The sequence below is a fragment of the Rhodococcus sp. BH5 genome (assembly GCF_027583855.1).
Lineage (GTDB): Bacteria > Actinomycetota > Actinomycetes > Mycobacteriales > Mycobacteriaceae > Rhodococcus_F > Rhodococcus_F qingshengii.
The window spans coordinates 44,584-70,567 of sequence record NZ_JAJHVW010000013.1 but is presented as its reverse complement, the minus strand read 5'-3'; the positions used below and the strand labels follow the sequence as shown (position 1 = coordinate 70,567).

At 61.0% G+C, this 25,984-nt stretch carries 28 protein-coding genes and 1 riboswitch; of the genes, 16 read left to right on the top strand and 12 right to left on the bottom strand.

The genetic code is table 11. From position 1 onward, the window contains the following. Nucleotides 1–380 precede the first annotated feature (380 nt). Nucleotides 381–1,919 (bottom strand): AMP-binding protein, encoded by a 1,539-nt coding sequence (locus tag RhoBH5_RS26435; RefSeq protein ID WP_058227698.1) that lies wholly within the window; start codon nt 1,917–1,919, stop codon nt 381–383. Between the two features lie 191 nt (nt 1,920–2,110). On the opposite strand from RhoBH5_RS26435, the gene RhoBH5_RS26430 reads away from it, so the two are divergent. Next, nucleotides 2,111–2,929, top strand: a complete 819-nt coding sequence (locus RhoBH5_RS26430; protein ID WP_054187316.1) for a maleylpyruvate isomerase family mycothiol-dependent enzyme — start codon at nt 2,111–2,113, stop codon at nt 2,927–2,929. A 34-nt stretch (nt 2,930–2,963) separates the two neighbouring features. Beyond that, on the top strand, nt 2,964–3,587 hold the full coding sequence (locus RhoBH5_RS26425) for a Type 1 glutamine amidotransferase-like domain-containing protein (RefSeq protein ID WP_003941379.1): 624 nt from the start codon (nt 2,964–2,966) through the stop codon (nt 3,585–3,587). Between the two features lie 57 nt (nt 3,588–3,644). Here RhoBH5_RS26425 and RhoBH5_RS26420 read toward each other — a convergent pair whose 3' ends face one another. Beyond that, entirely contained in the window at nt 3,645–3,971 is a 327-nt protein-coding gene (locus tag RhoBH5_RS26420; protein ID WP_003941297.1) for a hypothetical protein, read from the bottom strand. 574 nt (nt 3,972–4,545) lie between these two features. Here RhoBH5_RS26420 and RhoBH5_RS26415 point away from each other — a divergent pair. Continuing rightward, nucleotides 4,546–4,815 (top strand): GNAT family N-acetyltransferase, encoded by a 270-nt coding sequence (locus RhoBH5_RS26415; protein ID WP_007726096.1) that lies wholly within the window; start codon nt 4,546–4,548, stop codon nt 4,813–4,815. A gap of 161 nt (nt 4,816–4,976) precedes the next feature. Continuing rightward, the gene (locus RhoBH5_RS26410) at nt 4,977–6,203 is read left to right on the top strand and encodes an MFS transporter (RefSeq protein ID WP_039972654.1); all 1,227 of its coding nucleotides are present in this window, start codon (nt 4,977–4,979) and stop codon (nt 6,201–6,203) included. Here the strand turns inward: RhoBH5_RS26410 and RhoBH5_RS26405 are convergent. After that, complete coding sequence (locus RhoBH5_RS26405; protein WP_007726092.1) at nt 6,196–7,764, bottom strand: carboxylesterase/lipase family protein; 1,569 nt, start codon at nt 7,762–7,764, stop codon at nt 6,196–6,198. The two genes, RhoBH5_RS26410 and RhoBH5_RS26405, sit on opposite strands and share 8 nt — an antisense overlap. Nucleotides 7,765–7,868: 104 nt before the next feature. After that, a riboswitch (TPP riboswitch) is annotated at nt 7,869–7,964 on the top strand. Here RhoBH5_RS26405 and RhoBH5_RS26400 point away from each other — a divergent pair. The 7 genes from RhoBH5_RS26400 to RhoBH5_RS26370 all read left to right on the top strand — a co-directional run bounded on the left by RhoBH5_RS26400 (nt 7,952) and on the right by RhoBH5_RS26370 (nt 14,360). Next, nucleotides 7,952–8,695 (top strand): TenA family protein, encoded by a 744-nt coding sequence (locus RhoBH5_RS26400; protein WP_007726090.1) that lies wholly within the window; start codon nt 7,952–7,954, stop codon nt 8,693–8,695. Its footprint overlaps the riboswitch before it by 13 nt. Continuing rightward, nucleotides 8,695–9,723: an ABC transporter substrate-binding protein gene (locus RhoBH5_RS26395; RefSeq protein WP_030536827.1), complete on the top strand. Its 1,029-nt coding sequence runs from the start codon at nt 8,695–8,697 to the stop codon at nt 9,721–9,723. Before RhoBH5_RS26400 ends, RhoBH5_RS26395 begins: the two co-directional genes overlap by 1 nt. Then, on the top strand, nt 9,701–10,504 hold the full coding sequence (locus tag RhoBH5_RS26390) for an ABC transporter permease (protein ID WP_003941393.1): 804 nt from the start codon (nt 9,701–9,703) through the stop codon (nt 10,502–10,504). The genes RhoBH5_RS26395 and RhoBH5_RS26390 overlap by 23 nt, the downstream gene beginning before the upstream one ends. 8 nt (nt 10,505–10,512) lie before the next feature. Next, nucleotides 10,513–11,307, top strand: coding sequence for an ABC transporter ATP-binding protein (locus RhoBH5_RS26385; RefSeq protein WP_099698318.1), 795 nt, complete (start codon nt 10,513–10,515; stop codon nt 11,305–11,307). A gap of 288 nt (nt 11,308–11,595) precedes the next feature. Then, nucleotides 11,596–12,153: a LysM peptidoglycan-binding domain-containing protein gene (locus RhoBH5_RS26380; protein WP_003941373.1), complete on the top strand. Its 558-nt coding sequence runs from the start codon at nt 11,596–11,598 to the stop codon at nt 12,151–12,153. Between the two features lie 165 nt (nt 12,154–12,318). Continuing rightward, nucleotides 12,319–12,801: a hypothetical protein gene (locus tag RhoBH5_RS26375; RefSeq protein ID WP_208690460.1), complete on the top strand. Its 483-nt coding sequence runs from the start codon at nt 12,319–12,321 to the stop codon at nt 12,799–12,801. Nucleotides 12,802–13,013: 212 nt separating this feature from the next. Continuing rightward, nucleotides 13,014–14,360 (top strand): T3SS (YopN, CesT) and YbjN peptide-binding chaperone 1, encoded by a 1,347-nt coding sequence (locus tag RhoBH5_RS26370; protein WP_270008977.1) that lies wholly within the window; start codon nt 13,014–13,016, stop codon nt 14,358–14,360. Nucleotides 14,361–14,381: 21 nt separating this feature from the next. Here the strand turns inward: RhoBH5_RS26370 and RhoBH5_RS26365 are convergent, their stop codons facing one another. The 3 genes from RhoBH5_RS26365 to RhoBH5_RS26355 form a co-directional block, all read right to left on the bottom strand. Continuing rightward, on the bottom strand, nt 14,382–15,749 hold the full coding sequence (locus tag RhoBH5_RS26365; protein ID WP_215516006.1) for an acetamidase/formamidase family protein: 1,368 nt from the start codon (nt 15,747–15,749) through the stop codon (nt 14,382–14,384). A gap of 113 nt (nt 15,750–15,862) precedes the next feature. Continuing rightward, complete coding sequence (locus RhoBH5_RS26360) at nt 15,863–16,981, bottom strand: class I SAM-dependent methyltransferase (RefSeq protein WP_270008976.1); 1,119 nt, start codon at nt 16,979–16,981, stop codon at nt 15,863–15,865. 129 nt (nt 16,982–17,110) lie between these two features. Continuing rightward, the gene (locus RhoBH5_RS26355) at nt 17,111–18,226 is read right to left on the bottom strand and encodes a Glu/Leu/Phe/Val family dehydrogenase (protein WP_270008975.1); all 1,116 of its coding nucleotides are present in this window, start codon (nt 18,224–18,226) and stop codon (nt 17,111–17,113) included. A gap of 219 nt (nt 18,227–18,445) precedes the next feature. Between RhoBH5_RS26355 and RhoBH5_RS26350 the strand changes: the two genes are divergently transcribed. Continuing rightward, entirely contained in the window at nt 18,446–18,958 is a 513-nt protein-coding gene (locus RhoBH5_RS26350) for an Lrp/AsnC family transcriptional regulator (RefSeq protein WP_003941343.1), read from the top strand. A 46-nt stretch (nt 18,959–19,004) separates the two neighbouring features. Next, entirely contained in the window at nt 19,005–19,466 is a 462-nt protein-coding gene (locus RhoBH5_RS26345; protein ID WP_003941401.1) for a 6,7-dimethyl-8-ribityllumazine synthase, read from the top strand. A gap of 56 nt (nt 19,467–19,522) precedes the next feature. Here the strand turns inward: RhoBH5_RS26345 and RhoBH5_RS26340 are convergent, their stop codons facing one another. Both RhoBH5_RS26340 and RhoBH5_RS26335 read right to left on the bottom strand, forming a co-directional pair. After that, nucleotides 19,523–19,729: a hypothetical protein gene (locus tag RhoBH5_RS26340; RefSeq protein WP_270008974.1), complete on the bottom strand. Its 207-nt coding sequence runs from the start codon at nt 19,727–19,729 to the stop codon at nt 19,523–19,525. Nucleotides 19,730–19,889: 160 nt separating this feature from the next. After that, nucleotides 19,890–20,417: a DUF3558 domain-containing protein gene (locus tag RhoBH5_RS26335; RefSeq protein WP_270008973.1), complete on the bottom strand. Its 528-nt coding sequence runs from the start codon at nt 20,415–20,417 to the stop codon at nt 19,890–19,892. 180 nt (nt 20,418–20,597) lie between these two features. Between RhoBH5_RS26335 and RhoBH5_RS26330 the strand changes: the two genes are divergently transcribed. The 3 genes from RhoBH5_RS26330 (at nt 20,598) to RhoBH5_RS26320 (ending at nt 24,144) form a co-directional block, all read left to right on the top strand. Then, a complete protein-coding gene (locus tag RhoBH5_RS26330) occupies nt 20,598–22,274 on the top strand; it encodes an FAD-dependent oxidoreductase (protein WP_019749255.1) in 1,677 nt (558 codons plus the stop codon). Between the two features lie 9 nt (nt 22,275–22,283). Beyond that, the gene (locus tag RhoBH5_RS26325; protein WP_003941311.1) at nt 22,284–23,720 is read left to right on the top strand and encodes an ATP-binding protein; all 1,437 of its coding nucleotides are present in this window, start codon (nt 22,284–22,286) and stop codon (nt 23,718–23,720) included. Between the two features lie 70 nt (nt 23,721–23,790). Next, nucleotides 23,791–24,144, top strand: a complete 354-nt coding sequence (locus tag RhoBH5_RS26320) for a UBP-type zinc finger domain-containing protein (RefSeq protein ID WP_058227704.1) — start codon at nt 23,791–23,793, stop codon at nt 24,142–24,144. A gap of 1 nt (nt 24,145) precedes the next feature. On the opposite strand, the gene RhoBH5_RS26315 is transcribed toward RhoBH5_RS26320, so the two are convergent. The 4 genes from RhoBH5_RS26315 to RhoBH5_RS26300 all read right to left on the bottom strand — a co-directional run bounded on the left by RhoBH5_RS26315 (nt 24,146) and on the right by RhoBH5_RS26300 (nt 25,954). Next, the gene (locus tag RhoBH5_RS26315) at nt 24,146–24,472 is read right to left on the bottom strand and encodes a hypothetical protein (RefSeq protein WP_058227705.1); all 327 of its coding nucleotides are present in this window, start codon (nt 24,470–24,472) and stop codon (nt 24,146–24,148) included. A 43-nt stretch (nt 24,473–24,515) separates the two neighbouring features. After that, nucleotides 24,516–25,007 (bottom strand): DUF3558 domain-containing protein, encoded by a 492-nt coding sequence (locus RhoBH5_RS26310; protein WP_270008972.1) that lies wholly within the window; start codon nt 25,005–25,007, stop codon nt 24,516–24,518. A 68-nt stretch (nt 25,008–25,075) separates the two neighbouring features. Then, nucleotides 25,076–25,429: a hypothetical protein gene (locus tag RhoBH5_RS26305; protein ID WP_270008971.1), complete on the bottom strand. Its 354-nt coding sequence runs from the start codon at nt 25,427–25,429 to the stop codon at nt 25,076–25,078. Between the two features lie 30 nt (nt 25,430–25,459). Then, nucleotides 25,460–25,954, bottom strand: a complete 495-nt coding sequence (locus RhoBH5_RS26300; RefSeq protein WP_172403523.1) for a DUF3558 domain-containing protein — start codon at nt 25,952–25,954, stop codon at nt 25,460–25,462. Nucleotides 25,955–25,984: the final 30 nt, after the last annotated feature.

Here is a 25,984-nt window from a genome sequence, read left to right as displayed (position 1 = left end):
CTCCATCTGAATCGAGTCCGAACAGTATGTTTGGACATACCTGAAGAAGCCTACTGTGAGGCCGATCACACCGGAATGGCGGACTATTCCACTATTTGAAACGGCCGAAAGACGTAAAGGCATCAGAATGACGCGCCGAATAATCACCGTCGAGCGAGTTTACGAACCGGCTTCCGAATGTAACGCCGTCCGACTCCGCGTAGACCGACTCCGGCCACGCGGCCTCAAACGCGAAAACCTGCAGTACGCCTCGCACCGTCCTCGGATGCTCGACCCGTTGTTCTACTGACAGCAAGCAAGGACCTGCCGTACGGTCACGCGCAGGCCCTTGCCGACTATCTCGCAGAATTACTCTGATGTCCTAGTATTTCACTAGAGCATCAATTGCTCACATATTGAGACCGCAACTTGTGCTTGACGAGCTTTCCTGTAGCGGTCCTAGGCAATTCGTCGGCAAAGTCAATGCTTCTCGGAGCTTTGAAATGTGCGACCTGACTGCGAACGTATTCCAGCAATTCCTCGGCGACATGGGCACCAGGCTCGATTCCCTCCGCTAGTTGGACAACCGCCTTGACCTGCTCACCCATTTCCTCGTCGGGAACACCGATGACCGCCACGTCGAACACCTTCGGGTGCAAAGTAAGGATGTTCTCGGACTCCTGTGGGTAGATATTCACACCACCGGAGATAATCGTGAACGCGGCGCGGTCGGTCAGATAAAGGAAACGCTCGGAGTCGATATAGCCGATATCTCCACTCGTCGTCCACGTCGGATGATCCGGATGCTGCGCGGCAGCCGTTTTCTCGGGATCATTGTGGTACCGGAACGGCAAAGTCTCCCGCTCCCAGAACACGGTACCGATCTCGCCGACCGGAAGATCGCGCCCGGCGTCGTCACAGATGTGCACGATCCCCATCACTCCGTCACGCCCGACGGAACCCGGATGCGACAAGGCCTGCTCACTGTTGATGAAGGTAGCGCCCGAACCCTCGGTCGAGGCGTAGTACTCGTAGATCACCGGCCCCCACCAGTCGATCATTGCCGTCTTCACTTCGGGCGGGCAGGGAGCAGCAGCGTGAATGGCGACCTTCACCGTCGAGACGTCGTAACGATCACGGGTCTCCTTCGGAAGTTTCAACATTCGAACGAACATCGTCGGTACCCACTGACTGTGCGTCACAGCGTATTTACCGATCAACTCCAGCGCGGTTTCGGCTTCGAATGCATCCATCAAGATCACGGTTCCGCCGACCGAATTGATCACGCCGCAAAAACGCAGGGGCGCCGCGTGATAGACCGGAGCCGGGCACAAATAGACTGTGTCGGAATCGAACCCGTACATCGGTGCGAACACCGCGGTGTACGGATCCATGGTGGTGTTCACCTCGCCCTCCGGGAGATCTCCTTTGATCCCCTTCGGCCTGCCGGTCGTTCCCGACGAATACAGCATGTCAGCCCCACGCGGCTGCGAGTCGAGTGGAGCAGTGGACTGCGCATCGACCGCGTCTTCGTAGTCGTCGAAGCCCTCGAGGGCGCCGCCGTACACCAATCGGTGCCGCACGCGTGGAATCAGCTTCTCGTCCAACGGAACTGCTGCGGACGCCTGCCCCGACGCCACCAGAATTGTCGCCTCGCAGTCGTCGACGATGTAGGCAGCCTCCGCAGCCGTGAGATGCCAGTTCACCGCGGTGATGTAGAGGCCGGATCTCAACGCTGCCCAGTACACCTCGAACGCCCGGAGATCGTTGTTCGAGATGAGAGCGACGTGGTCCCCAGGCTTGGCACCGACACTTCGGAAGTATCGCGCCAACTGCGTCGACCGTTCGTCGAGTTCCCGATAGGTGATGGACTCACCCGTCGCAGGGCGAATGACGGCGGGCTTGTCCGGCGTGGAGTGGACAAAATTTCCTGGAAACACGAAGACTCCTCTGTCGGTGACGACAACGCCGCGTGAGCCTGCTTCGGCGTCGACAATCCTGGTCTACCACAGGAACTCTGCCACCCTCGGAGGTTTGGTGACACCGACTCGAAGCATGGGAATGCCCGCTCACTTATCCGCCGGGACATACAGTGAGGAGAACCGCACCGTCCGAAACAGGAGATGTCCACATGAGTGGTTGGCCCCAGGACTCAGTAGTCGACGCATTGACCGAGGAATGGAGAGTCATCGACGCACTGCTGGCCGAACTCGACGGCGATCAGTGGTTGGCACCGTCGAACCTTCCGGGGTGGACGGTTCACGACATCGTGTCCCATCTGATCGGTACGGAATCACTGCTCTCGGGCATCAATCCGCCGTCGATCAATCTGGACGTGCACGCATTGCCCCACGTCCACAACGAGATTGCGGCGTTCAACGAGCGCTGGGTCGAAGGCCTGCGGCGGACACCGCACTCGGACCTGCTGACCCGATATCGCGAGATCACCGCCGAACGAACCGAAGCGCTGCGCTCGATGACCAGCGCGGACTGGGACGCCGAGACACAAACACCGGTCGGTCTTGCGCCCTATGGCCGGTTCATGCGTATTCGGACCTTCGACTGTTGGATGCACGAACTCGACATCAGAGATGCAGCTGGCATTCCGGGTGAGGAAGGCGGATTGCGCGCGGAGACTGCATTCGGCGAAATCACCAGCGCGCTCGGATTCGTCGTCGGAAAACGAGGAAAGGCGCCAGAGGGAGCACGGATCACTTTCGAACTCGAAGGGCCACTTGCCCGTTCACTTCACGTCTCGGTCGACGCGCGAGCAACACTCGTCCCGGAGCTGGACGGTCCGGCGACCACGACCATCTCGATGAGCTCACCGCTCTTCACCCGAATTGCCGGTGGCCGCGTCCACGCGTCGGATCACCGAACCGACATCTCGCTTCGCGGTGACACCACGGTGGGCACACGCGTCGTCGACAATCTGGCGTTCACGATTTGAGGGCTGGGTGGGTAGGTCGCGAAGGTACTGAGAAGTGAAACTGTTTCTCTCGTCCTACCGATTCGGCGACCACCGCGAGGCCTTTGTCGATCTCGTAGGCCGCGGCGCTCGCATCGCAGTCATCGCCGCGGCTGCAGATTCGTGGCCCGTCAATGCCCGCAGTTCAGCAGTCACCAGCGAACTGACTCCACTACGGGCAGCCGGCTTCACCGCAGAGGAAGTGGATGTCCGAGACTTCCTGGGTGCACCGGAAGCACTGGAACTCCGGCTCCGCGATTTCGACTGCCTGTGGGTTCGCGGCGGAAACACGTTCGTCCTGCGAGCTCAGCTAGCTCGAAGTGGCGCTGACCGGGTCATCGAGATGCTGGTTCGTTCAGGCGTCGTGGCCTATGCGGGATACAGCGCCGGAGCGTGCCTGGCGACTCCGACTCTGATCGGGCTGGACGCGTCGGACGACCCCGCTGAAGTCATGCCAACGTGCGGTATCGACCCGATCTGGTCGGGGCTCGCGCTGATCGACTTCGCGATAGTGCCGCACGGCGGCGATTCGCTACTCGAAGATCCACAGGTGACTGCGCGGACGGTTGCGGCCCTGACCACGGCGGGCGTGCAATTCACCGTGCTCACCGATTACGAGGTGATACTCGTCGACCGTTGATGTAACGCAGACGGTTGATCTTGACGCAGACTGAGCAGTCGACTCGGCCCGACCGGATCAGCCGTGCTCTGCCACCGCGGTTCCGGCTGCCGGCGACTGACGCTCGAGCCTCGTCCACGCGATCTCCCAACGCTTGACAGAGACCTCGTCAGCGTCCTCGAGAAGGGCGTCGAGGAGCAGGCGTGGATTTTCGCGCCATGCCAGTTCAGCGGCATGGACTTCCGCAGCCGAGAACAACCCGGAAGCCTCGAGATCACGAATCCATTCGCAGATCTCGCCTCGGTGAATCCGTGCGATGGTCTCGTATCCCAGACCTTCGTCAAGGAAGTCGTACGAAAAAATTGCGGCAAAGTAACTGTTCGACTCACGCTGCCCGAAAATCATGTGCGTTCCTTCCTCGAAGTTGTCCGACGAAGACTCGAAATCGAACCGTTGAGCAGCGACGCCAAAGTTTTTTTGGCGAAGTTGTAACGCTTCTTCTATCCCCGACGATTCAAACGCTAACCCCCCGAGCGGGTCTTTGGGATCACGTCCGAGAAACGATCTGATGACCAACGCAATACCCCTGGGGTTTCCGGCCACTCGCACCCATCATCGACACGCAACCAGCGCGCCGCTGACCTGCAATTTGCCCGTTTCAGGCCCTCCACTTAATCCATCCGAACAGACGACAAAAAACTTTGTGACCGGTCCCACATATTGGGATAGTTACGATCGTGATGCATATGTATCACCCGTTGTGGGCACAAAAGTACGGGCAAATCGGCACGTACAGACCAGTTTTGTTCGTTCTCCATGGCGACGAAGGTCCCTTGAACGGTCGTCCAGTTGTAGTTGCGCTAAGTAACGGATCCCACGTCGGCAACCGATATTGCGGACGGCCTGCCAGGTAGCGTGCTCCAGAGAACGTAGACGCGGCGCGGCGCAACCGGCCGCCCTTTCGAAACGGAGCCCGAAGATGACCGAGACAGTGGCGCACAATCCCGCGGAAACGCGTTTCGAGATCCGAGTCGACGGCGAACTCGCCGGTTTCGCCGAGTACTCGGACCATTCCGGCGTCCGTGATTTCCACCACACGGTGACCTATCCGCAGTTTCGTGGGCGCGGGCTTGCCGCCATCGTGGTGCGTGAAGCGCTCGATCAGACCCGGAACGAGGGATTGAAGATCCTTCCGACGTGCTCGTACGTCGAGAAGTTTGTTGCGGAGAACCCCGTCTACCAGGCATAACCGAACGAGAACGGCCGGCGAAAAACCAGTCGCGAACCTGCAGACCCCGCTGCTAGCGTCGATGGTGCCGTCGTCGAAATCCTGGGCGGCACCATCTCGGGGAAGGAAAGAACGTGGTCGCCTCAGCAGATCGGCGTCCACCTGCGTCCACGGACGTAGCTATCCCCAGCTATCTCCCTCTCGTACTGGTCAATCTCGCGACGCTGTTCTCGGCGATCGGCAACGGTATCGCCATCGTCGTGCTCCCCTGGCTGGTTCTCGAACGAACCGGTAAGGCTACCGACGCGGCGATAGTTGCCGGCGCAGCAGCCATTCCGCTACTCGTGTCGAGCCTGTTTTCGGGGACATTCGTCGACAAGTTCGGACGTCGTCGAACGTCGATGATTTCCGACGCTCTCTCCGCGATGTCCGTTGCAGCGATTCCGATCATCGCGGCCACCGCGGGCTTGACGATCCCGGTGATCGCGGCGTTGGCCGCACTCGGCGCCGTGTTCGACCCCGCCGGAATGGCGGCGAGGGAGTCCATGCTGCCTGCAGCGACTCGGACCGCCAAGTGGAAGCTCGATCGAACCAACAGTGTGTACGAGGCCAACTTCAACGTCGCGTATCTGATCGGCCCTGGCATCGGCGGTGTCCTCATCGCAACGATCGGAGCGGTGAACACGCTCTGGGTCACGGCGGCAGGTTTTGTGTTCTCGATAGTCGTGGTCGCCTTCATCCGGCTTCCCGGCGCCGGAGTGCCCGAACACGAACACCGTCCGAAATCGATCTGGCACGGCACACTCGACGGTCTTCGGTTCGTCTGGAACAACAAACTGCTGCGCACCCTGGCGCTGATCGACATGGCAGTCGTCGCGCTCTACATGCCGGTGGAGAGTGTCGTGTTCCCGGTGTACTTCACAGAGTTGGATCAACCGGCCCAACTCGGATCGGTGTTGATGGCCTTGGCGATCGGCGGCATCATCGGCTCTCTCGCCTACGCCCCACTGGCGCCGATCATGTCCCGGCGGCTGATCATGATTTTTGCCGTCGCCGTTCTCGGCATAGCGATGCTGGCCATGGCGCTCCTACCTCCACTGTGGGTGATCCTCGTACTTGCCGGACTGCAGGGCCTCGTCTACGGACCAGTCGGCCCGATCGCCAACTACGCCATGCAGACGCACAGCCCGGAGCACATGCGTGGACGCGTCGTCGGTGTCATGACGTCGACGGCCTACGCCGCAGGCCCGCTCGGCTACCTCGCGGTCGGCCCGCTGCTCGATCAACTCGGAATCGCGTCGACCTTTGTGGCCCTGTCGATTCCGATCATCCTGATCGCCGCAGTCTGTGCCTCTCTGCCGGTGCTTCGCGAACTGGATCGTCCGCGGCACTCGACCGACGTCAGTTGAACCCCATCACGTCGTTGCCCCAGGCGACGCGCAATCCGTGATCGGGGTCGCTGACGAGGGTGTCGGCAGAGTCGATCAACAGCGTCGACCGCTTCTCTTCCTCGTACGGCGCCCAGTGCTTCGAGCCGTCGAGGGCCGCCGGCACTGCATGCCTGGCGAAGGCCAACCATCGCCGTTGGATACGGCCGGCCACCTCCATCGCGGCCTTCCGACCGCCGAGCCAGAACGTGGGGTCGACGTTCAGGGTTCCGAAATTGCCGAATACATAAGGTAATTCGGTCGCGTGGCCCGCGCCGATCCGCGCCGCCTTGAGCATCGGCGTCGCGTGATCGAAGCGGTAGACCCATGTAGGGGAATGCCTGCAGTGCGCGTCTGCGATCCAGAGGGTCGGCATGCGAAACGCAGCGTCCCGTGACAGTGCCAGCGCGCCACTCGGTTTCGCATGGTCAGGGTAAGCCGACATGATCTCGGCAAGTTTGGTCGCGGAGATGTCGGGGTGATCGTCGGCCAGTAATTGGAGCATTGCCTCGACGGACTGCGCACTCACCGGCATCAGCGGAGACTTCATGAACTTGAAGATCGACGCCTCGTCCTTGTTGGAACCGATGATCAGTGGGATTCGGTGCGCGTAACCCTTCTGGAAAGCCGCAACCGGGTAGTGCGGCACCAGATCGCGATCGACAACGGGTGCCATCGCCAAAGTTCCCGGAATCCGGGTCGGAATTTCGTTGACCAAATCATCGCTTGCCTTGACGAGCAGTTCCAGATCCGTGGTCAGCAGATCGCCTGCGTCTTCGGGGTCGATCGAGAGCAGTTCGAGAAACCGCTCCGCCACGGTCTTGGCGCGCTCGGCCCCGTAGACGGAGGTCGCGGGCGGACTCTGGGCAATCGCACGATGGAACAGACCTTCGGCGCTCGGACAGGTCATGAGCGTCGTGATGGATCCTGCGCCGGAGGACTCCCCGAACACGGTCACCGCACTCGGGTCACCACCGAAGGCGTCGATGTTGTCTCGAACCCATTCGAGTGCCGCAATCTGGTCTCGCAGACCACAGTTCGATTCGAAAACAGTATCCGCGGTGGAGAATGCAGACAGGTCCAGGAATCCGAGTGCGCCGACGCGATAGTTGAAGGAGACGAGAACGACGTCGCCGGTTTCAGCCAGATGACGGCCGTCGTAGATCGTTTGGGCGGCGGATCCGAGGCAGTAGGCGCCGCCGTGAATCCACACCATCACCGGTCGCGGCGTGCCGTCGGGTCGCGGGGCCCAGACGTTGATCGACAGGCAGTCCTCGTCGATTTTGAAGGCCCGATCGATCGGAACCGCCGGACTCTGGCCTTGCGGCGCGATCGGCCCGAACTCACGACAGTCGCGCACCCCGTCCCACGGCTGTGCGGGTTGTGGCGCTCGGAACCTCCGCTCACCCACCGGCGCCGCTGCGTAGGGCATGCCCTTCCACGCGAATACACCGCCATCCGGATACCCGCGGGCTTCTCCGCCTCGCGCCCGGATCACCAGAGTTCCGTCCTCGCCGAGATTTGGTCGAACGTCGGTCTCCATGTCTGAATCCCCTCCCGACCCGCGCGTGTGGCAATCAAGACCAAACCTACCAATCTCGGACGGGTGTGCGCCGAGTACGCAACCCCTCGGTGTTAAGGTCGCCTAGTTCTGACACGGGGTGCTCCGCATGGGCGGGGCTGAGAACACACCCGGGAACCTGATCAGGTAATGCTGACGAAGGGATGTCATGGCTACTACGCAGCCTGCATACAATTCTGCCGAAAACTCGGTGGCCACAGCGCCGTCGACGGATCGGTTCACAGATCGACTCTGGGCCGAGACGAAGGCCCTCCGCGAGTCGATCGACTCACTGGAGTTCCTCCGCCGCCTCGGCGACGGAACATTGCCTCTCGACGCGTTCCGCACGTACATCGAGCAAGACAAGCTTTATCTCGAGGGGTATTCGAAAGCGTTGTCCCTGGTCGCGGCCCATGCCCCGGATCCGCAGTCCGCGGGCTTCTGGTCGAATTCCGCGTCCACGGCAGCGACAGTGGAATCTGCGCTTCACGACGGACTTCTCACCGGTGGAATTCTTCCAGCGGGATCGGGAAGGCTCGAGCATTCGCAGGCCTGCCTGGGATACGTCTCGTATCTGACGGCGACTGCAGCAACTGCGCCTTACCCGGTCTCCGCAGCGGCAGTACTCCCCTGCTTCTGGATCTACGCCGAGGTCGGCCGCGATCTTGCCGCTTCAGCGCGCGAGGTACTCGACGCCGATCCGTCGCATCCGTACGCACAGTGGGTCACGACCTACGACGCACCCGAATTCCACGAGTCGGTGGCGCAGGCCCGCGTACTGGTCGATGCTGCGGCCGAAGCTGCCACCGAGACAGAGCGTGAGGCGATGAGTGAAGCATTCCGCATCGCCAGCCGCTATGAGCTGATGTTCTGGGATTCCGCACTCCACCAGCAGCCTTGGCCGGCGTCGTGATGTCGTTTGCGGCGCTGCGCCGCACGCTTGCCACGTCTGCCGCGATCGCAGCCGCGTTCACAGTTCTGACCGGATGCGCCTCTGACACCGGCTCTTCCGACGGGACCATTCGGTTCGCACTCGACTGGACACCGAACACGAACCACACCGGTTTGTACGTAGCACTCCAAGAGGGCTACTTCGAGGACGCCGGCCTGGACGTCTCGATCCTGCCGTACAACAACACCTCGCCCGACACCCTGGTCGATGCCGGCAATGCCGAGTTCGGCATCAGCACACAGAGTCAGGCCACGTTCGCCCGTGCAGCCGGCGCCGCCACGACGTCCGTCATCGCGCCACTTCAGCACCGCGCCACCGGCATCGGCGTGAAGGCGGATCGTGCGGACATCACGCGCCCACGTGATCTCGACGGGAAGACGTACGCCGGGTTCGGCGATCCCGGCGAAGTCGAAACGCTGCAGCAGATCATCCGCAACGACGGCGGGACCGGGAACTTCACGACGGTCACGCTCGGAACTTCCGCGTACGAAGCCGTGTACTCGGGCCAGGCAGACTTCACCGTCTCCTACTTTGCTTGGGAAGGCCTCGAAGCGGAGCGAAACGGAACTCCGATGCGGTACTTCCAGTACACCGATTACGGCTTCCCCGATGCATATTCGATCGTGATCAACGGCAACCAGCAGTGGTTGAAGGACCATCCCGACGAGGCACGCAAGTTCGTCAAAGCCGTTCAACGCGGATATCAGACTGCTGCCGACAACCCGGACCAGGCCGCGCAGGATCTCATCGACGCGAACCCCGGAGCATTCACCGACGAAGACCTCGTGCGTGAGAGTCAGCGGATGCTCGCCGCCGACTACATGAAAGACGCCAACGGTGTTGTGGGCGCCCAGAATCTCGAAACCTGGTCGGGCTACTCGGGATTCCTCTTCGAGAACGGATTGCTCGCCGGACCCGACGGGAAGCCGTTGACCCAGAAGCCGGACTGGTCGGAGTACTTCACCAATGAGTATCTCGACGCGTCCTGACGTGAGCGGACGGTTGGTCTCGACCATGCGGCGGGCGCTTCCCGCGCTCGCCGTGGTGGTGCTCCTCGTGGCGGCGTGGCAGATCTACGTCGAGATCAGTGGGATTCGGCCGCAAGTACTTCCGTCTCCGGGGCGCGTTCTGTCCCAGGGGTGGGACAACCGCGAGATCATCTCCGGCCACGCCTGGTCGACATTGCAGGTCACGTTGGTCGGCTTCACTGTTTCATTGGTATTGGCCTGGATTCTTGCTGTGGTCGTGGACTTTTCGCCGTGGTTGTCACGCGCGCTGGTACCACTTTTCGTCGTCTCGCAGACGCTGCCGATCATCGCCATCGCGCCGCTGATGATCATCTGGTTCGGCTTCGGGTTGTTGCCGAAGGTGTTGGTGATCGCCCTTGCGACGTTCTTCCCCATGACCATCGGACTCATCGAGGGATTTGCCGCGGCCGACCGGGAAGCGGGCGCTCTCCTGCGCAGTATGGGCAGCACTCGCTGGCAGGAGTTCCGATACGTTCGCCTTCCTTCGGCAATCCCGCGATTCTTCACTGCCCTGCGCATCGGCATCACGTATGCGGTCGTGGGTGCGGTGTTCTCCGAATACGTCGGCGCTACTTCCGGTTTGGGTATCTACATGAGCACCCAGAAGAACTCCTTCCGCACCGACCTGGTGTTGGCGGCCGTACTGGTGACCGCGTTGATCAGTGTCACGCTGTACTTGCTGACGTTCGCCATCGAGCGCATCGTTGCACCATGGGCGATGAACGAAAGGTCGCGGACATGACTGACCCGATGGTCGAGGATGCAATGGTCGAAATCCAGGACCTGACCAAGAGGTTCGACACGGCCGGAGAATCGCGTCTCGTGCTCGATTCGGTGTCCTTTGGCGCCGACGCGGGCGAATTCGTGTCGGTGATCGGGCCGAGCGGCTGCGGCAAGAGCACGATCTTCAACGTCCTGGCCGGGCTCGAATCCCCGACCGCGGGTTCGGTCCGTGTGGGCACGCGCGCAACGGAATCCGAAGCAGCCGCCGAGGTGCACACCGCGTACATGCCGCAGAAGGATCTTCTGTTCCCTTGGCGCTCGGTACTGGACAACACGGCCCTCGGTTTGGAAGTGCAGGGAGTCGGCAAGAAGGAAGCACGCGAGCGCGCTCGCGAGTTGTTCCCGGCGTTCGGACTGTCCGGATTCGAGGACGCCCGGCCGTCACAGCTGTCCGGCGGCATGCGCCAGCGAGCGGCGATGCTGCGCACCGTTGTTCAGGGCAAACCTGTCCTGCTGCTCGACGAGCCGTTCGGCGCACTGGACTCGTTGACCCGCACCGAGATGCAGGCCTGGCTGCAAGACGTGTGGCAGCAGTACCGGTGGACCGTGCTGATGATCACCCACGATATTCGTGAAGCGATCTATCTGTCCGATCGCGTGGTCGTTCTGTCGGCGAGGCCGGCAACGGTCAGGTGCGTCGTCGACGTTCCCTTGCCGAGGCCACGCGAACTGGACATGATCACCTCGCCCGAGTTCGCCGACGTCGAGCGTGAACTGCTTGCCGTTCTCCACGACGAGACTCGCAAGTCGCTACAGCGCTAGCGGTTACTGACAATGCGCTGAGAGCGCGCCGATTTCACCTGCCGTTCAAGAGAAAGTGCATCGCAACGGTGCAACTTCGCGTAGGATGTCGCGGCGCGTTCGCCCAAAACGCCTTAATATCAGCAAGATCCGAACGCTCGACACGCAATCCGTCAACGCTGCACAATTCTCTGTACTCTTCGGTAACGTACACTCGGTCGCCTACGAGACCAACGGCCAGAAGGTAACTGGACGGTAAAGCGGAATCGTGGAGGCACAGTCATCGCAACAGATTTGGAAAGGGACAGCGTGAGCACACTGCAGTCAGGTCAGAGCCTCGGAGTCGGCCAGGAACTCAAGTCCGACAACGGCGCATACACCCTCACCTTGCAGGACGACGGCAACCTGGTTCTGTCCGAGGGCGGACAGGCTGTTTGGGCCGCAGGCACCAACGGATCCGGCGCCAACCGCGCCGAGGTGCAGGCTGACGGAAACTTCGTCATCTACAAGGACTCCGACGCCGTGTGGGCATCGCAGACCGCAGGCAACGACGGTGCCTCCCTCTCGGTTCAGGACGATCGCAACGTCGTTCTGTCTGCCGGCGGAAATGCTCTGTGGTCTTCGGACACTGCAATCGCAGCGCCGGCCGCCGAGGCTGCCCCGGAGCCCGCTCCGGCACCCGAGCCCGAGCCTGCCCCCGCCGCTCCGGCAGCGCAGAGCTACACCGTCGAAAGCGGCGACACCCTGTGGGCGATCGCAGAGCGTTTCTACGGTGACGGCAACCAGTACCAGCGCATCGCGGATGCAAACGGCATCCCGAACCCGGATCTCATCAACGCCGGTCAGGTACTGACGATCCCCGCCTGATTCACTGCTTGACCTGGCCCTGGGTGCCGACGTCCGCGTCGGCACCCAGGGCCTTTTGTGTTCTACGCCACACAGATTCGCGTCCCGCCCAGCAGACCCTGATACTCCATTGCGGCATCTTTTCGCCTACAGTACTTCCGTACTGCTCCCGAAGGACAGGTGTGCATGAAAGACAGAACAGTCATGATCGGCGCTGTCGCAGTGGCCGCTCTTTCTCTGACATCAGGCCTCGTTTTCGGCGGAGCAGCCGGCGCATTCGGTGCCGGCGGCACTGTGGTGAAGCCTCCCACTCTGGTCTCGTCGGTTTCCGTGGAGTCCGTCGCCGGGATCGAACCGGCCGCGTTCTACAGCTCGGTTGCAGTCCCCACGGTTGTCATCCCGCCGACGCCGACCTGGCGAATCGCCGACGAGACGACTGCTCCTCGTAATCAGCCGCTTGTGGTGACCGCGACAAGCACGAGCTCCGCCACCTCGACTACGACGGCCACCAGTACGACAACACCCGTCTCATCCACCACAACTGCGTCGGCTACCGCGACCTCGTCACCGACCGCGACGGCCGCAACCACCAAGACCAGCACCACCCCCGTTGTCACGACCGGGTCCACGCCGCCCGTCGTCGAGGTCTCGCCCGTTCTCGCCGGATAACCCTCGCTCTTTCGCCCGCACACCGCCTGGCGTGACGGCGGTTACAGGCACACTTCAGTCGCCGCTCTCGAATAACCGATCTACCTGCGACTACCTTCCTCGTCGTCACTGTTCGTGGTCCGCTGCAATCGGGTCGACCGGAAAAGGACAGCAGCATTGTCGGAGCCTCGCGATACCGTATAGGTCTGAGCTTTTGCGGAAGGAGGTGGCTGATGAGCGCAATGGGCTTCGATCTCGATGTCAGTGTCGACCGGGCGTGGGCAGAATTTCAACGTCGCCTCGGCGATCACATTTCCATCATGGTCGACGGCGACGTTCTTGCCGTGGAATCGTCCATCGGCGACTTCGATCCAGCTGACGGCGCAGCGCCATGCGTTCAGTTCCTCGTGTGGGACGAGAACACAGTCCGCTGCGAGGTTCCTTCCAACGACTTCCTTCATCCGCGCTATCGACTCGAAGATGCCGACGAACAAAAGTTGATCGCACTCGGCTGGAATCCGCCTTCCGAGAATCTGGAGGATCCGAACAACTCCCCCGCCTTCTGCGTCGACAAGGCGCAGAACTGGGCCGATCAGCTCGCAGCGATGACTGTCGCTGCATTCCGTGATGTGTTCGGTGTGCAGCACCCGGCTTTTCTATCCAGCGATCTCACCGGCAACGAGCAGACTCCGGATTTCGATCCGTCGGTCGTCGAGTCGACAGAACTTCCGACCCTCGACCCCACCGCGGCCTACATGCCCAACGACATCGACCATCTCAAGGAGTTGGTCACTCTCGCTTTGCTTCCCATGCTCGGCACTCTTCCCGAGCGAGACAGCGACGGCGACATACCCATTCGTGTCGGTTCGACTGTCATGTTCGTCGGTCCACTTTCCGAGTCCATGGACGTGCAGTTGTTCTCGCCGCTCGTTCAGGACATCAGCAACCGCACCCGTGCAGCCGAGGTCATCGCCGATCTCAACCGCAAGTGGTCGCGCATCAAGTTCGTCTTGATCGACGACCGTCTGTCGGTGTTCCTCGAGGTGGCGGGTTCGCCATTCGTTCCCAAGCAACTCACCGATACGTGCGCCGCCCTGACGTCGTTCCTGCGTACCGTGGACGACGAGTTCGCCGCACGCGTCGGCGGAGACCTCTTCTTCGCGAACAAGAGCGGTGACTCCTCCTCGCTGCAGCCCGATCTGACGGCCGAGGACCTGCCTCCCGAACTCGAGACCCTGCTGCACCTCGATCTGGACGTGGCCGAGGATCTCGACGCGGTAGCCGATGTCTGTGGTCGTGATCGCGATCTGATTCTTCAGCTCCTCCACATCAGCAACGAATGGCAGATTCAGCTGCGTAGTCAGGCTGTGGACGCCCACAGTCGCGGAGACGCCGAAGAGGCTGCGGGATACGAGGATCAGATCGGCGGGTGGGAACTCATGGTCGACCGTCTGCGCGGGGCCTTGCGACTGGTGGTCCTGCCCAATTCTCGAACCGAGACGCCGGCAAAGCCGCAACCTGAGCAGATGGGCTTGTTTGCCGATCCCTTGCAACAGAGCCTCTTCGACGATCCGTCCTGACAACACGGATCGGCTTTCCCGCTATTCGAAGTGGGATTTGAAGATCTGTCCGTGGACGCCCACGGTTCGATCGACTACCTGCGAGACCGTGAAATCGGCTGCGGCAGAAAGATACGCGTAGGCCGTCGCTCGATCCATACCGCGATCATGCTCGAGGAAGTCGAGTGCGTTGACCACCGCGCGCCGCATGGCACCGTTGAGGTCACTGTTCTGCCCATCGACCGAACCGTTGGGGTCGGACAGGCCGATCGGAATCCACGCCTCCTCGGTCTCGGCGAACGGGTATCCGAAAGCCACCGATGGAGCGTCACCGGAATCCTTCTTGCACACGCTGAGTCGGAACGTGCCGCGCAGCGATCCTTCCATCGCCGTCAGCGCCGCCTCACCGTCACCCATGGCCATGTGGGGGTCACCGACGTAGAAGAGGGCGCCTTCAGCGAATACCGGCAAATAGAAGGTTGATCCGACACCGAGATGCCTGATGTCGATGTTTCCGCCGCCCAGGGTCGGAGGAATCGAGTTCGACGACGGGGATGTCGGGTCTGCATCCGCAGAATAGGCAACTCCCATCATTCCCATGAAGGGCCGCAGGGGAAACCGCACCTTCGACTGTCCGAAAGGCATCACGCCCTTGCCGTCTTCGATCGCCGTGAAAGTGGAAACACCGCCGTACTTCAACGGGTCCTTTGTTGCGCGCCCGTCTGTGGCGACCGGCGGCATGACTTCGTCCAGAGTGATTCCCGCTGGAGCGGTTCCGTCTGCTGTGACGGCGAGAGCGCCCTTGCCGTGTCTGCTCGACACAACGCCGTACGGCACGCGGGGAATGGCTTCGAGAGTCTCGATCTTGAGTACGTCTCCAGGCTGGGCGCCTTCGACGAAGACCGGGCCGGTGACGACGTGCGGTCCGTCCTTGTCGAAGTTTCGTTCGGTTCGGTTGTATTCGGCCGCAACGGCAATCGCATCCTCGAGCACGTCCTTCTCGGAAACGCCTTTGCTACCGAAGTATTCGAGAGGATTGCGCCCTTGATCCTCGAGAATTCCCTCGTGCGAGAGGGCGTCGATCGTGACGGTCTGGCCCGACTTCATCCGCATCACCTCGCGGGTGTGGATGTTGGGCACATAACCCCACATGACGTCCGACGGATCCGAACTCAGATAGTGATCGCCACTGACGTTTCCGCTGCCCGGTTGCAGAATCGGAATGCCATCGGCGAACGGTAGTGCAGAGGAGGACGATCCAGCCGGTGACGCGTTCGAGTGCGCGCATCCCGAAGCCACACCGGCAACTCCTACGCCCGCACCGAGGGCAGCGACTGCCCTCATGAATCCGCGTCGGCCAAGACCTTTCGTCAGGTCTTCGGCTGCGTTGCGGGCAAGCGTGTTTTCCATCGAGTTTCCTCCGGAGTGCGTGACGATGTGCGACTGCGAAGAAAGCTAGACCCGATTTGTTACTCGTTCATTACCATTTCATGGCAGGAAAATACAGTTGACTGAGAATGAATTCAGCGACGGCGAAGCCGCCACAGCGACGTCGTTTCACGTGCCCGGGCGGCGTGAAGCGCATCGGTTCGGTCACTGACCTTTGCGTGCGTCGGTTTGACGTCCATGCGGTCGACAACAGTGAGCCCACCGGCCGCAATCAGATCGTGTAGTTCGGATCGCGTTCGGAGACCGAGGTGTTCGGCAATGTCCGAGAGGATCAGCCACGCTTCTCCCCCGTCGTCCAGATTCGCTGCGACACCAGTCAGGAAGCCCTTCAGCATCGCTCCAGCGGGGTCGTAGACGGCGTATTCGATGGGCGAGGTGGCCTTGGCCGGAATCCAGGGAGGATTGCAGACCACCAACGGAGCGGTGCCTTCGGGAAAGAGATCGGCTTCCACCACGGTCACCTGATCGCCGTAGCCAAGCCGCGACAGGTTGGTGCGCGCGCATTGCAGTGCCCGGGGGTCCTGGTCGGTGGCCGTCACCGTCTGAACTCCACGCCGCGCCAGGACGGCAGCAAGAACGCCGGTGCCGGTGCCGATGTCGAAGGCCGATTCCGTCGACGGCAGTGGCGCAGACGCGACAAGATCGACATACTCCCCGCGGACGGGTGAGAACACTCCGAAGGCGGGATGCACTCGTGCGTCGAGAGCCTCGATGAAAACACCTTTGCGGTGCCACTCGTGAGCGCCGATCGCGCCGAGGATGTCACGCAACGAGCGAACCGAAGGCTCACCGGTAATCCCGAAAGCTTCGGTCAACGCGACTTGCGCGTCCGGGGCTCGCCGGAGTGGAATCGACAGATCTGCATCCAAGGGAATTAGCAGCATGCCGAGGATCTGCGCGCGGCGTCCTTGGGTCTGCCGGTGGAGATGGAAGGCTTTGGCTGGGTCGGCGGACGCTCGGCGCGGCTTGCGGTCGATGCGCGACGCGACGGCCTTCGACAGTTGGCGAGCGTTCTGAAAATCTCCGCGCCACAACAACGCCGTGCCTTCGCATGCCAAGCGATAGGCGTCGTCGGCCTTCATCGTGTCGTCGGCGACAACGATGCGCTTGGGCACCGGGGCGTTGCTCGTCGAACCCCAACGGGCCGATTGCTCGACGTCGTTCTCGGTCCACACTGCGAATTGTTCAGTCATGTAAGCCCTTCCGGCGTCCGACGCATAGCGGCCGGTCTACCGGCTGATGTGGTCCAGATCTGCAAAATCTGCTCGTCTGGTGTCCACACTAGTCGGGACCGGCCGCGCTACATGACTGCGAGAGGGATGTCAGCCCTTGGCTACGCGAGCTGCCTCGGCGATCCGAGCCTCGGCGACCGCGTCAGCAGCCTCGCCGGCGAGGATTCCGTCGTTCTTCGACTTCGCGAAGATCTCGGTGACCGTGTCGAAGATCGTCTCGACCTTGAGCTTGACTTCTTCGGCCGAGTTGCCCTTCAGCTCGCCGGCAACCTGGATGAGGCCGCCGCCGTTGGCGACGTAATCGGGGGTCCAGGTGATGCCGCGGTCGCGGAGAATGTTCTCGACCTCGGGCACGGTGAGCTGGTTGTTGGCAGCGCCGCAGACAACCTCGGCCTTGATCGAGCGTGCGGTCGTGTCGGTGAGGGTTGCGCCCATCGCGCAGGGTGCGTAAACGTCGAGATCGGCGTCGATGATGCTGTCGACGATGCTCACCTGCGGGAAGTCAGCCTTGACGCGGTCGAGCGCTGCGGCGTTGACGTCGGTCGCGAGAACGGTCGCGCCGTCTGCGAGGAGGAGCTTGATCAGCTCGTAGCCGACCTTGCCTGTGCCTTCGACACCAACAGTCTTGCCTGCGAGCGACGGAGTGCCCCAATGCGACTGCGCCGCGGCGCGCATCGACTGGAATACGCCGAGGGCCGTCATCGGAGCGCTGTCGCCGGAACCGCCGACCGTAGCGTTGCGGCCGACGACGAAGTCGGTGTTACGACCGATGATGTCGAGATCGTTGGAGTTGGTTCCGACGTCACCAGCGGTGATGTAGCGGCCGCCGAGGGTCTGGACGAATTTTGCGTAGGCGCCGAGCAATTCGTCGGTCTTGGCCGTTGCGGGGTCGCCAATGATGACAGCCTTGCCGCCGCCGAGGTCGACGCCGGCAACCGCAGCCTTGTAGGTCATGCCGCGCGAGAGGCGCAAAACGTCTGTGACTGCGGCGGATTCGTCGGAGTACGGGTAGAAGCGCGTTCCGCCGAGCGCGGGGCCGAGCGTCGTGGAGTGGATGGCGACGATGGCCTTGAGGCCGCTCGCGGGATCCTGGAAGAAGCTCACCTGCTCGTGGGGGTAATCGCGCAGGTAGTCGGCGCGATCGAACACGCCCGCAGTGTCGTCATGGGAAACAACGGAGTTCACGGGCTCGGCGGTGAGAGTCATTGTGGGATAGACCTTTCCGAAGGATAAACGGGGCGCAGTCGAAATATTGGGGCGAATTGGCCATTGGGTACTATTAGGGACAAATAACCCAAAGAGAATCCCGCTGAGCAATTCGTGGAACCAATGCTCTGCCTGAGTTACGATTTGGTCAATGCAAATCTCTTGAACTAGTCAATTCGATCATCCAGTGACTCATATCACTGAGGAGAGGTTCACAAAGTGCTCAGCATCGACAAGCTCGACGTCCAGTTGCTCGGTCTGCTCAGCAAGGACTCGAGGATGAGTGTGGCCGAGTTGGCCAACTCGTTGGGCGTCGCCCGCAACACCGTCCAGTCGCGAATGAAGCGCATGGAATCCAACGGACTTCTCACCGGGTTTCGGCCGAATCTCAATCTCCCCGAGGTCGGTATCCCGATTCAGGCATTTGTCGGTCTGGAACTCGAGCAGGGCAAGATCAGTGCAGTCGCTCGGAGTCTGACCGAGTTGCCCGAGGTGATCGAAATTCACGCCACGACCGGTCGCGAGGATTTGCTCGTTCGCGTCGCCACCTCGACGCACGCGGCCCTGCAGAAGTTGGCCGAGCAGATCGTGTCACTTCCAGGCGTCACGCATTCGACCACGACCATCGCTCTGACCAATCCCCTTCCGTATCGAATTCAGCCTCTCCTCGAGCACCTCACCAATGACGCCGGCTGGGGTCGTTCGACCGCCTTCCCCCGTCAGCAGGACTAGGACGGGTGGTCGCGTCGATGCTTCCAAGTGCGCTAGTTTCATGGTTATGAGTGAGATCCAGGGACAGCGCATCGCGTTCATTCAGGCGACGTGGCATCGCAACATCGTCGACCGTGCACGCGACGGATTCACCGACGCGATCGTCGAGCTCGGCTACCCCAAGGACACGGTTGATTTCTTCGAGGTACCGGGAGCTTTCGAGATCCCGCTGCACGCCCGGCGGTTGGCCAAGACCGGCCGCTACCAGGCGATCGTTGCCGCAGGTCTGGTCGTCGACGGCGGTATCTACCGGCATGACTTCGTGGCAACGGCCGTTATCGACGGTCTGATGCGCGTGCAGCTCGACACCGATGTTCCGGTCTTCTCGGTGGTTTTGACGCCGCACCACTTCCACGAGCACGCCGAGCACGTCGACTACTTCAGCACGCATTTCGTGAAGAAGGGCGCCGAGGCTGCTCGCGCGGTCGACGCCACCGTCAAGTCGTTGAAGGCCCTGCCCACCAGCTAGTCGTTACCCAAGTCTCGCTGAGTCGAATGCCATCGACTCAGCGAGATTTTTTGTGTCTATCGAGGGGTGTCGACGCTTGCCAGTGCGGAGACATTCGAGTCGTCGACTTCGCCGTAGCGGTCGACGCATTGCTGGAAGAAGTCCCGCATCTCGGTGACCACCTGGATGTGGCTGTTCAATGACTTCTCCAACGAATCTTCACCATCCTTAGCTTTCTTGGAGAACTTCTCGGCCAGGTTGATTCCAGATTGGAGCGTTCCCATTCCAGAAACATTCGCAATCACGAACAGATTTCTGCGCATCTGATCGAGTTCGCCAAGAAACCCTTCGCATGCCGCAACCACATCACGTGCGATGTCTGGCTCAACTTCCAGTCGCGAGTCGTCAGACCCATTGCTTCGATCAGACCCACTCACCGAGACCTCATTTCGGTAGCGTCGGTTCAAGATTGACCGACAGACGCTGCACAACAACACAACTGGACTCTTGCCGAGCCTCAGACAGCTTTCGTTCTACGTTGAACCAGATTGAGCCGTGTTCGACCGAGAAAGCAAGGTAGCAACCATTGTTGTCCTCGTTGTCGACGCGCTGATACTCGATACCACGCCGCCCACCGACAGTGAGTTCCTCGAACCCTCGGAAATCAGGATTCCGTCGAACATCGTCGACGGTGTACGACGATGAATACACGGTCAAGAAATACCAGGACCCGCTCCACCCACAGATCTTCCATCCTGGCTGCTCCACGCCCGCCGCACCAGCTTCCTCAGTAGCCGGATCAAGCCCCACTTCTTCCAACACCGAGTCCGGAATGTCCTTGCACGGATCGAACAATCCCTCTTGGCCGGATGCAGGCTCAGCCGCCCCCTCCACGACTGAGCTGCATCCTGCCGCAGCCCACACCAACACCCCAGCCATGAGCAGTCGCCCAACCCCCACCGACCCCCGCATGACACCCCCTGTTGATGTGGACCCACTGTATTGGATGCACCGGAGGCTCGATCGGTTCCCGCAATCACGAAATTCCCAGTTCAGGTTCGCCGGTTCACTCAGAGCGCATCTTCAGCGATTGACGCTCAGCTCAGCAGTCGCATACTGGAGAGGTTGACTACGACTTCGGGAAGGCACCGAGTGAGCGCACCGAAAGCCCCGGCCAAACCAGCGATCCTCAGCGTCGACGACGATCCTGGTGTTTCGCGTGCCGTCGTTCGAGACCTTCGCAAACGGTACGGAGAGAAGTACCGAATCATTCGTGCGGAGTCCGGCGACCAGGCTCTCGAAACCTTGCGTGAAATGAAACTTCGCGGCGATGCAGTCGCTGTGATCGTCGCCGATTACCGCATGCCCGGTTTGAGTGGAATCGAGTTCCTCGAACAGGCAATGGACCTGTATCCCGTAGCTCGTCGCGTTCTCCTCACCGCGTACGCCGACACCGATGCTGCGATCGACGCCATCAACGTCGTCGACCTCGACCACTACCTCCTCAAGCCTTGGGATCCGCCGGAAGAGAAGCTGTACCCCGTCATCGATGCGCTGCTCGATGCCTGGGCAAGTTCGAGTCATCACCCCGCCGAGGAAACCAAGGTGATCGGCCATCGTTGGTCCGAGCGATCATCCGACGTCCGAGAGTTCTTGGCACGCAACCAACTTGCCTATCGCTGGTACATGTCAGACGAGCCGGAAGGCCAACGACTGCTCTCGGCTGCCGGTACCGACGAACTGCGGCTTCCCGTCGTCATCGCATCCAATGGGGATGTCCTTGTCGAGCCCACTGACGCCGAACTCGCCGACAAACTCGGGTTGAGTACCACCCTCTCCGAAGACTTTTACGATCTCGTTGTCATCGGCGGCGGCCCTGCGGGTCTGGGCGCTGCTCTGTACGGCGCTTCGGAGGGACTTCGGACGGTCCTCATCGAACGGCGGGCGACTGGCGGTCAGGCCGGCCAGAGTTCACGAATCGAGAACTACCTCGGCTTCCCCGACGGAGTGTCCGGCGCACAGTTGGCCGATCGGGCGAGGCGCCAGGCAACCAAGTTCGGCGCCGAGGTCATCACCGCGCGAGACGTCACCGGTTTGGAAATCAACGGCTCGGCCCGCACAGTGCGTTTCGACGACGGTTCGTCGGTCGACGCCCATTCGGTCATCTTGGCGACCGGTGTTTCCTATCGCCAGCTTTCGGCGCCGGGACTCGATACATACACCGGCCGAGGGGTCTACTACGGATCGGCCGTCACCGAAGCCGCTCGGTGCAGCGAGCAGGATGTGTACATAGTCGGCGGCGCCAATTCGGCAGGGCAAGCTGCGGTCTATCTCTCCCGCGGAGCTAGGTCCGTCACCATTCTCATTCGCGGCAACTCGCTCGAAGCCTCGATGTCCTACTACCTGATTCAGCAGATCGAAAAGAATCCGAAGATCACCGTGCGCACGTGCACGGAGGTAGTCGGCGCTGAGGGTGACGATCACCTCGAACGAATTACACTGCGTAACAGAGCCACCGGAGAAGAAGACACTGTCGATGCTCAGTGGTTGTTCATCTTCATCGGTGCCGCTCCCCTGACCGACTGGCTCGGAGACGTGGTGGTCCGCGACGGAAATGGCTTCGTTCTTGCCGGCCCGGACCTTCCGTCCGAAGGCGTCACACCGGACGGGTGGCCGCTCGACCGCGCACCACATCATCTCGAAACCAGTGTCCCCGGAGTGTTTGTCGCCGGGGACGTACACGCCGAATCGGCCAAACGCGTCGCGTCGGCCGTCGGAGAGGGCGCGATGGCCGTGATGTTCGTCCACCGCTATCTCGCTCAACAATAGGGAGATTCGATGTCCATTCCTGAATGCAGCCCAGACTTGCTCCGCACCCTGTTCCTGTTCGAGAAGCTCACCGACGATCAGCTCGAATCACTCTGCCAGGCAGGCCATATCACCGAAATCGATCGAGGTCAGGTCTACCTCGAAGGTGAGCCTGCCACCTGCTTCTACGTCCTCATCGAGGGCGAGGTGGTGCTGTCCAAGCTGTCGGGCGGCGAAGACATCGAGATCAACAGGACCACCCAGCGCGGCGTCTACTCGGGAGGATGGACGGCGTATCTCGGCGATCGGGTACCGCAGGTGTACGCCGGTTCGATGCGGGTGACGACGCCCTCGACGTTTTTCGTCCTGGACGCCGACAAATTCGGCAATGCGATGCGCGAGTGGTTTCCGATGGCGGTTCATCTACTCGAAGGTGTTTTCTTCGGCAAGAAGAACACCCAGCAGATCATCGACCAACGAGAACGGCTATTGGCGCTTGGATCACTGTCGGCGGGATTGACTCACGAGCTCAACAACCCTGCAGCTGCGGCGGTTCGAGCGACGGCGTCGTTGCGTGAGCGTGTCGCAGGCATGCGCCACAAACTGGGAATGGTTGCATCGGGCACCTACGACCGCGATGCCCTCGTCACTCTCATGCGACTTCAAGAGGAAGTTGCAGAGGTTGTCGCCAAGGCGCCGACGCTCACTCCCCTCGAAGCCTCGGATCGAGAGGATTCGTTGGGTGAATGGTTCGAGGATCATTCGATTCGAGAAGGTTGGGACCTGGCTCCGACCTTCGTGCAGGCTGGACTCGACACCGCTTGGCTCGAGAACGTTGCTGCAGCCGTTGACGAGTCCGTACTCGAAGGCGCAATTCGCTGGCTGAATTACACCATCGAATCCGAACTCCTGATGAACGAGATCGCCGACTCCACAACGAGGATCTCGACGCTCGTCGGTGCGGCCAAACAGTATTCACAGATGGACCGCGCTCCCTTCCAGACCATCGATGTCCACGAATTGCTCGACAGCACGTTGATCATGTTGGGGCAAAAGATCGGAAGCGGAATCGAAGTCGTCAAGGAGTACGACCTTGCGTTGCCTCCGATCGACGCCTATGCCGCCGAACTCAATCAGGTGTGGACCAACCTGATCGACAATGCGGTGTCTGCCATGGACGGATCGGGAACACTCACCGTTCGGACAAGCCGCGATGGCGACCGCGTGTGCATCGAGATCTGCGACACCGGCGCCGGGATTCCCGATGACGTCATCGACAGGATCTTCGAACCCTTCTTCACGACTAAGCCTGTCGGTGAGGGAACCGGTCTCGGCCTTGATATTTCGTGGCGAATTGTGGTTGGCAAGCATCGTGGTGAGCTGCGGGTCACGTCTGAGCCCGGTAACACCCGGTTCAGAGTTTTGTTGCCAATCGCGGGCCCACCGCGGGACACGCGCGACGACTAGTCGCCCTTGCACGGCCGGTAGGCAAAGCGCACGATGAAATGACCGACTTCAGTCAGCGAGAGGGTGGACCATGACCGACGGACTTCCAGCGGGGATCGATCCGAGCGTGCCGCCTAGTGGCGCGGGATGCGTCGAATGCGATGCGAGCGGCGGTTGGTGGGTGCACCTGCGTCGATGCGCGCAATGCGGTCACGTGGGGTGTTGCGACTCCTCACCGTCACAGCACGCGAGCAAGCATGCGGCCGCGACAAAGCATCCGTTCATGCAGAGCTACGAACCCGGTGAGGATTGGTTCTGGAGCTTCGAAACCAACGAGGCGTACGACGGACCTGAATTGGCGGCGCCCACTTCACATCCCGTAGATCAGCCGACGCCGGGGCCTAAGGGTCGTGTCCCAGCCGATTGGCAGCAACACATCCACTGACTCAGTTCGGTTGGTCGATCGACCTCAAAGTCGAGACGTTCGACGACTCCTGATCCAATGCGTTGTCGATGCAGGCTTGAAACTGAGCCTGCATTGCCTCCACGACCGCGATATGACTCGCCAACACATCGACGAGCGCATCGTGGCCACCGACGGCCTTCTCCTCGAACTTAGCCTGTAGCGCCTGTGCGGATCCTAGGGTTCCAAACCCTGTCAATTGACCGAGTAGTGCGGCGGAGTTCAGTGCTGCCTCGAACTGCGCGCGGAGTTCAGCGCAAGCCGCGATCAGCTCGCCGGCGACTTTGGCATCGAGATACAAATTCGACATGTGACTCCTGTGTTCGAGGGTGTAGCTGCAATCAGGACCGCTGTCACGGGAGCAATGGAATCACTGTCTCGGCAATTCGTTCCACCAGCGTGCACGGCGTCTCGGCGCGCGCCGCACCGACCTTGGCGCCGACGCGGATCATCGCGGTGGATTGAGAGGTCGCGAACGCGACGTTGCAAGCAGAATCTGTTTTGTCATTGCGTTCCTGGTATATCAGGACTTCGCGCCCGGCGATTTGGGCTCGATGAAGGTCGCGCATGACTGGATTCTGTTCGACCTCTACGAGCGGATGATCGGTCGATGTCAGAGACAAGAAGTACCACCCACCGTTCCACGAGCAAATGTTGAAACCATCGATATGCGTGTCAACGATGTCAACCTCTTTTGTTGCCGGGTCGACTCCGACTTTCTCCAATTCCGCATTGCCGAGAACCTCACACGGATCAAACATCCCAATCACATCGACAGGGAAAGCCTCACCGTCGACCGTCGACGAACAACCCCCAACCAACAGCGCGGCCGCGACCAAGACCACTGCACCCCTCACTCCCACAGCACTCCCCCTCATTCGCTGCCCGGACACTCCAGCGACACTTCGCTGCCTCAATTTGGCAGGTCGACCGACCTCAAAGTCGAGACGTTCGACGACTCCTGATCCAATGCGTTGTCGATGCAGGCTTGAAACTGAGCCTGCATTGCCTCCACGACCGCGATATGACTCGCCAACACATCGACGAGCGCGTCGTGGCCACCGACGGCCTTCTCCTCGAACTTCGTCTGAAGCGCTCGACCTGATGCGAGCGTCCCTAAACCACCAACCCAACTCAGTTTCGCAGCAGCAACAGACAAATGCTCCAACGTCATTTGGTATTCGCCGCATGCCGTAACTAGCAATCGCGCCGTGTCCGGATCCAGCGAGAACGAAACCTCGGTCCCGGAGTCCTCATTTGAACCCATGCGTAGCACCACCTTCATCAAGCGAGCGATTCATCTGGGGAGCTCCGGGAAGAGTTTGTCGGTAATCGTCGAGGCGAGGTCACACGGGTCGATCGGCGTCTCACCGAAATCTGGGGCGATCCGAACGATCAGCACCCCCTGATTGGTCGGCCAAGCTACTGAGCAAATCTGTCCGGTCGCATCGTCACGCTGCCCGAATTTGATAGCAGGGCCGCCATGAACACTCGCAGCCCTTACATCGGCATTGTTGGTGTTCGCTTCGACTTCGTCGAGAGTGTGGTCAGTTGACCAGACGCTCAGCGAGATTCCCGTCCCATCCCATGAGCAGATTTCAAATCGTGGAATCTGAACTCCAAGAATCCCGCCTTCCTCAGTCGCCGGATCAACGCCGACATACCGCAAGGCGCTGTCGCTAATGCCGCTACAAGGGTCAAATAGCCCAACAGCCTCGTCGGCTCGTACTGCATGCCCCTCGACCGTCGAGGAACAACCCCCAACCAACAGCGTGGCCGCGACCAAGACCACTGCACCCCTCACTCCCACAGCACTCCCCCT

Coding starts and splice junctions, on each gene's coding strand:
- RhoBH5_RS26430 (WP_054187316.1), top strand. CDS start 2,111: ATGAGTGGTTGGCCCCAGGACTCAGTAGTCGACGCATTGACCGAGGAA.
- RhoBH5_RS26420 (WP_003941297.1), bottom strand. CDS start 3,971: ATGATTTTCGGGCAGCGTGAGTCGAACAGTTACTTTGCCGCAATTTTT.
- RhoBH5_RS26415 (WP_007726096.1), top strand. CDS start 4,546: ATGACCGAGACAGTGGCGCACAATCCCGCGGAAACGCGTTTCGAGATC.
- RhoBH5_RS26405 (WP_007726092.1), bottom strand. CDS start 7,764: ATGGAGACCGACGTTCGACCAAATCTCGGCGAGGACGGAACTCTGGTG.
- RhoBH5_RS26400 (WP_007726090.1), top strand. CDS start 7,952: ATGGCTACTACGCAGCCTGCATACAATTCTGCCGAAAACTCGGTGGCC.
- RhoBH5_RS26395 (WP_030536827.1), top strand. CDS start 8,695: ATGTCGTTTGCGGCGCTGCGCCGCACGCTTGCCACGTCTGCCGCGATC.
- RhoBH5_RS26390 (WP_003941393.1), top strand. CDS start 9,701: ATGAGTATCTCGACGCGTCCTGACGTGAGCGGACGGTTGGTCTCGACC.
- RhoBH5_RS26385 (WP_099698318.1), top strand. CDS start 10,513: ATGGTCGAGGATGCAATGGTCGAAATCCAGGACCTGACCAAGAGGTTC.
- RhoBH5_RS26375 (WP_208690460.1), top strand. CDS start 12,319: ATGAAAGACAGAACAGTCATGATCGGCGCTGTCGCAGTGGCCGCTCTT.
- RhoBH5_RS26370 (WP_270008977.1), top strand. CDS start 13,014: ATGAGCGCAATGGGCTTCGATCTCGATGTCAGTGTCGACCGGGCGTGG.
- RhoBH5_RS26365 (WP_215516006.1), bottom strand. CDS start 15,749: ATGGAAAACACGCTTGCCCGCAACGCAGCCGAAGACCTGACGAAAGGT.
- RhoBH5_RS26360 (WP_270008976.1), bottom strand. CDS start 16,981: ATGACTGAACAATTCGCAGTGTGGACCGAGAACGACGTCGAGCAATCG.
- RhoBH5_RS26355 (WP_270008975.1), bottom strand. CDS start 18,226: ATGACTCTCACCGCCGAGCCCGTGAACTCCGTTGTTTCCCATGACGAC.
- RhoBH5_RS26345 (WP_003941401.1), top strand. CDS start 19,005: ATGAGTGAGATCCAGGGACAGCGCATCGCGTTCATTCAGGCGACGTGG.
- RhoBH5_RS26340 (WP_270008974.1), bottom strand. CDS start 19,729: ATGGGAACGCTCCAATCTGGAATCAACCTGGCCGAGAAGTTCTCCAAG.
- RhoBH5_RS26335 (WP_270008973.1), bottom strand. CDS start 20,417: ATGCGGGGGTCGGTGGGGGTTGGGCGACTGCTCATGGCTGGGGTGTTG.
- RhoBH5_RS26325 (WP_003941311.1), top strand. CDS start 22,284: ATGTCCATTCCTGAATGCAGCCCAGACTTGCTCCGCACCCTGTTCCTG.
- RhoBH5_RS26320 (WP_058227704.1), top strand. CDS start 23,791: ATGACCGACGGACTTCCAGCGGGGATCGATCCGAGCGTGCCGCCTAGT.
- RhoBH5_RS26315 (WP_058227705.1), bottom strand. CDS start 24,472: ATGTCGAATTTGTATCTCGATGCCAAAGTCGCCGGCGAGCTGATCGCG.
- RhoBH5_RS26305 (WP_270008971.1), bottom strand. CDS start 25,429: ATGGGTTCAAATGAGGACTCCGGGACCGAGGTTTCGTTCTCGCTGGAT.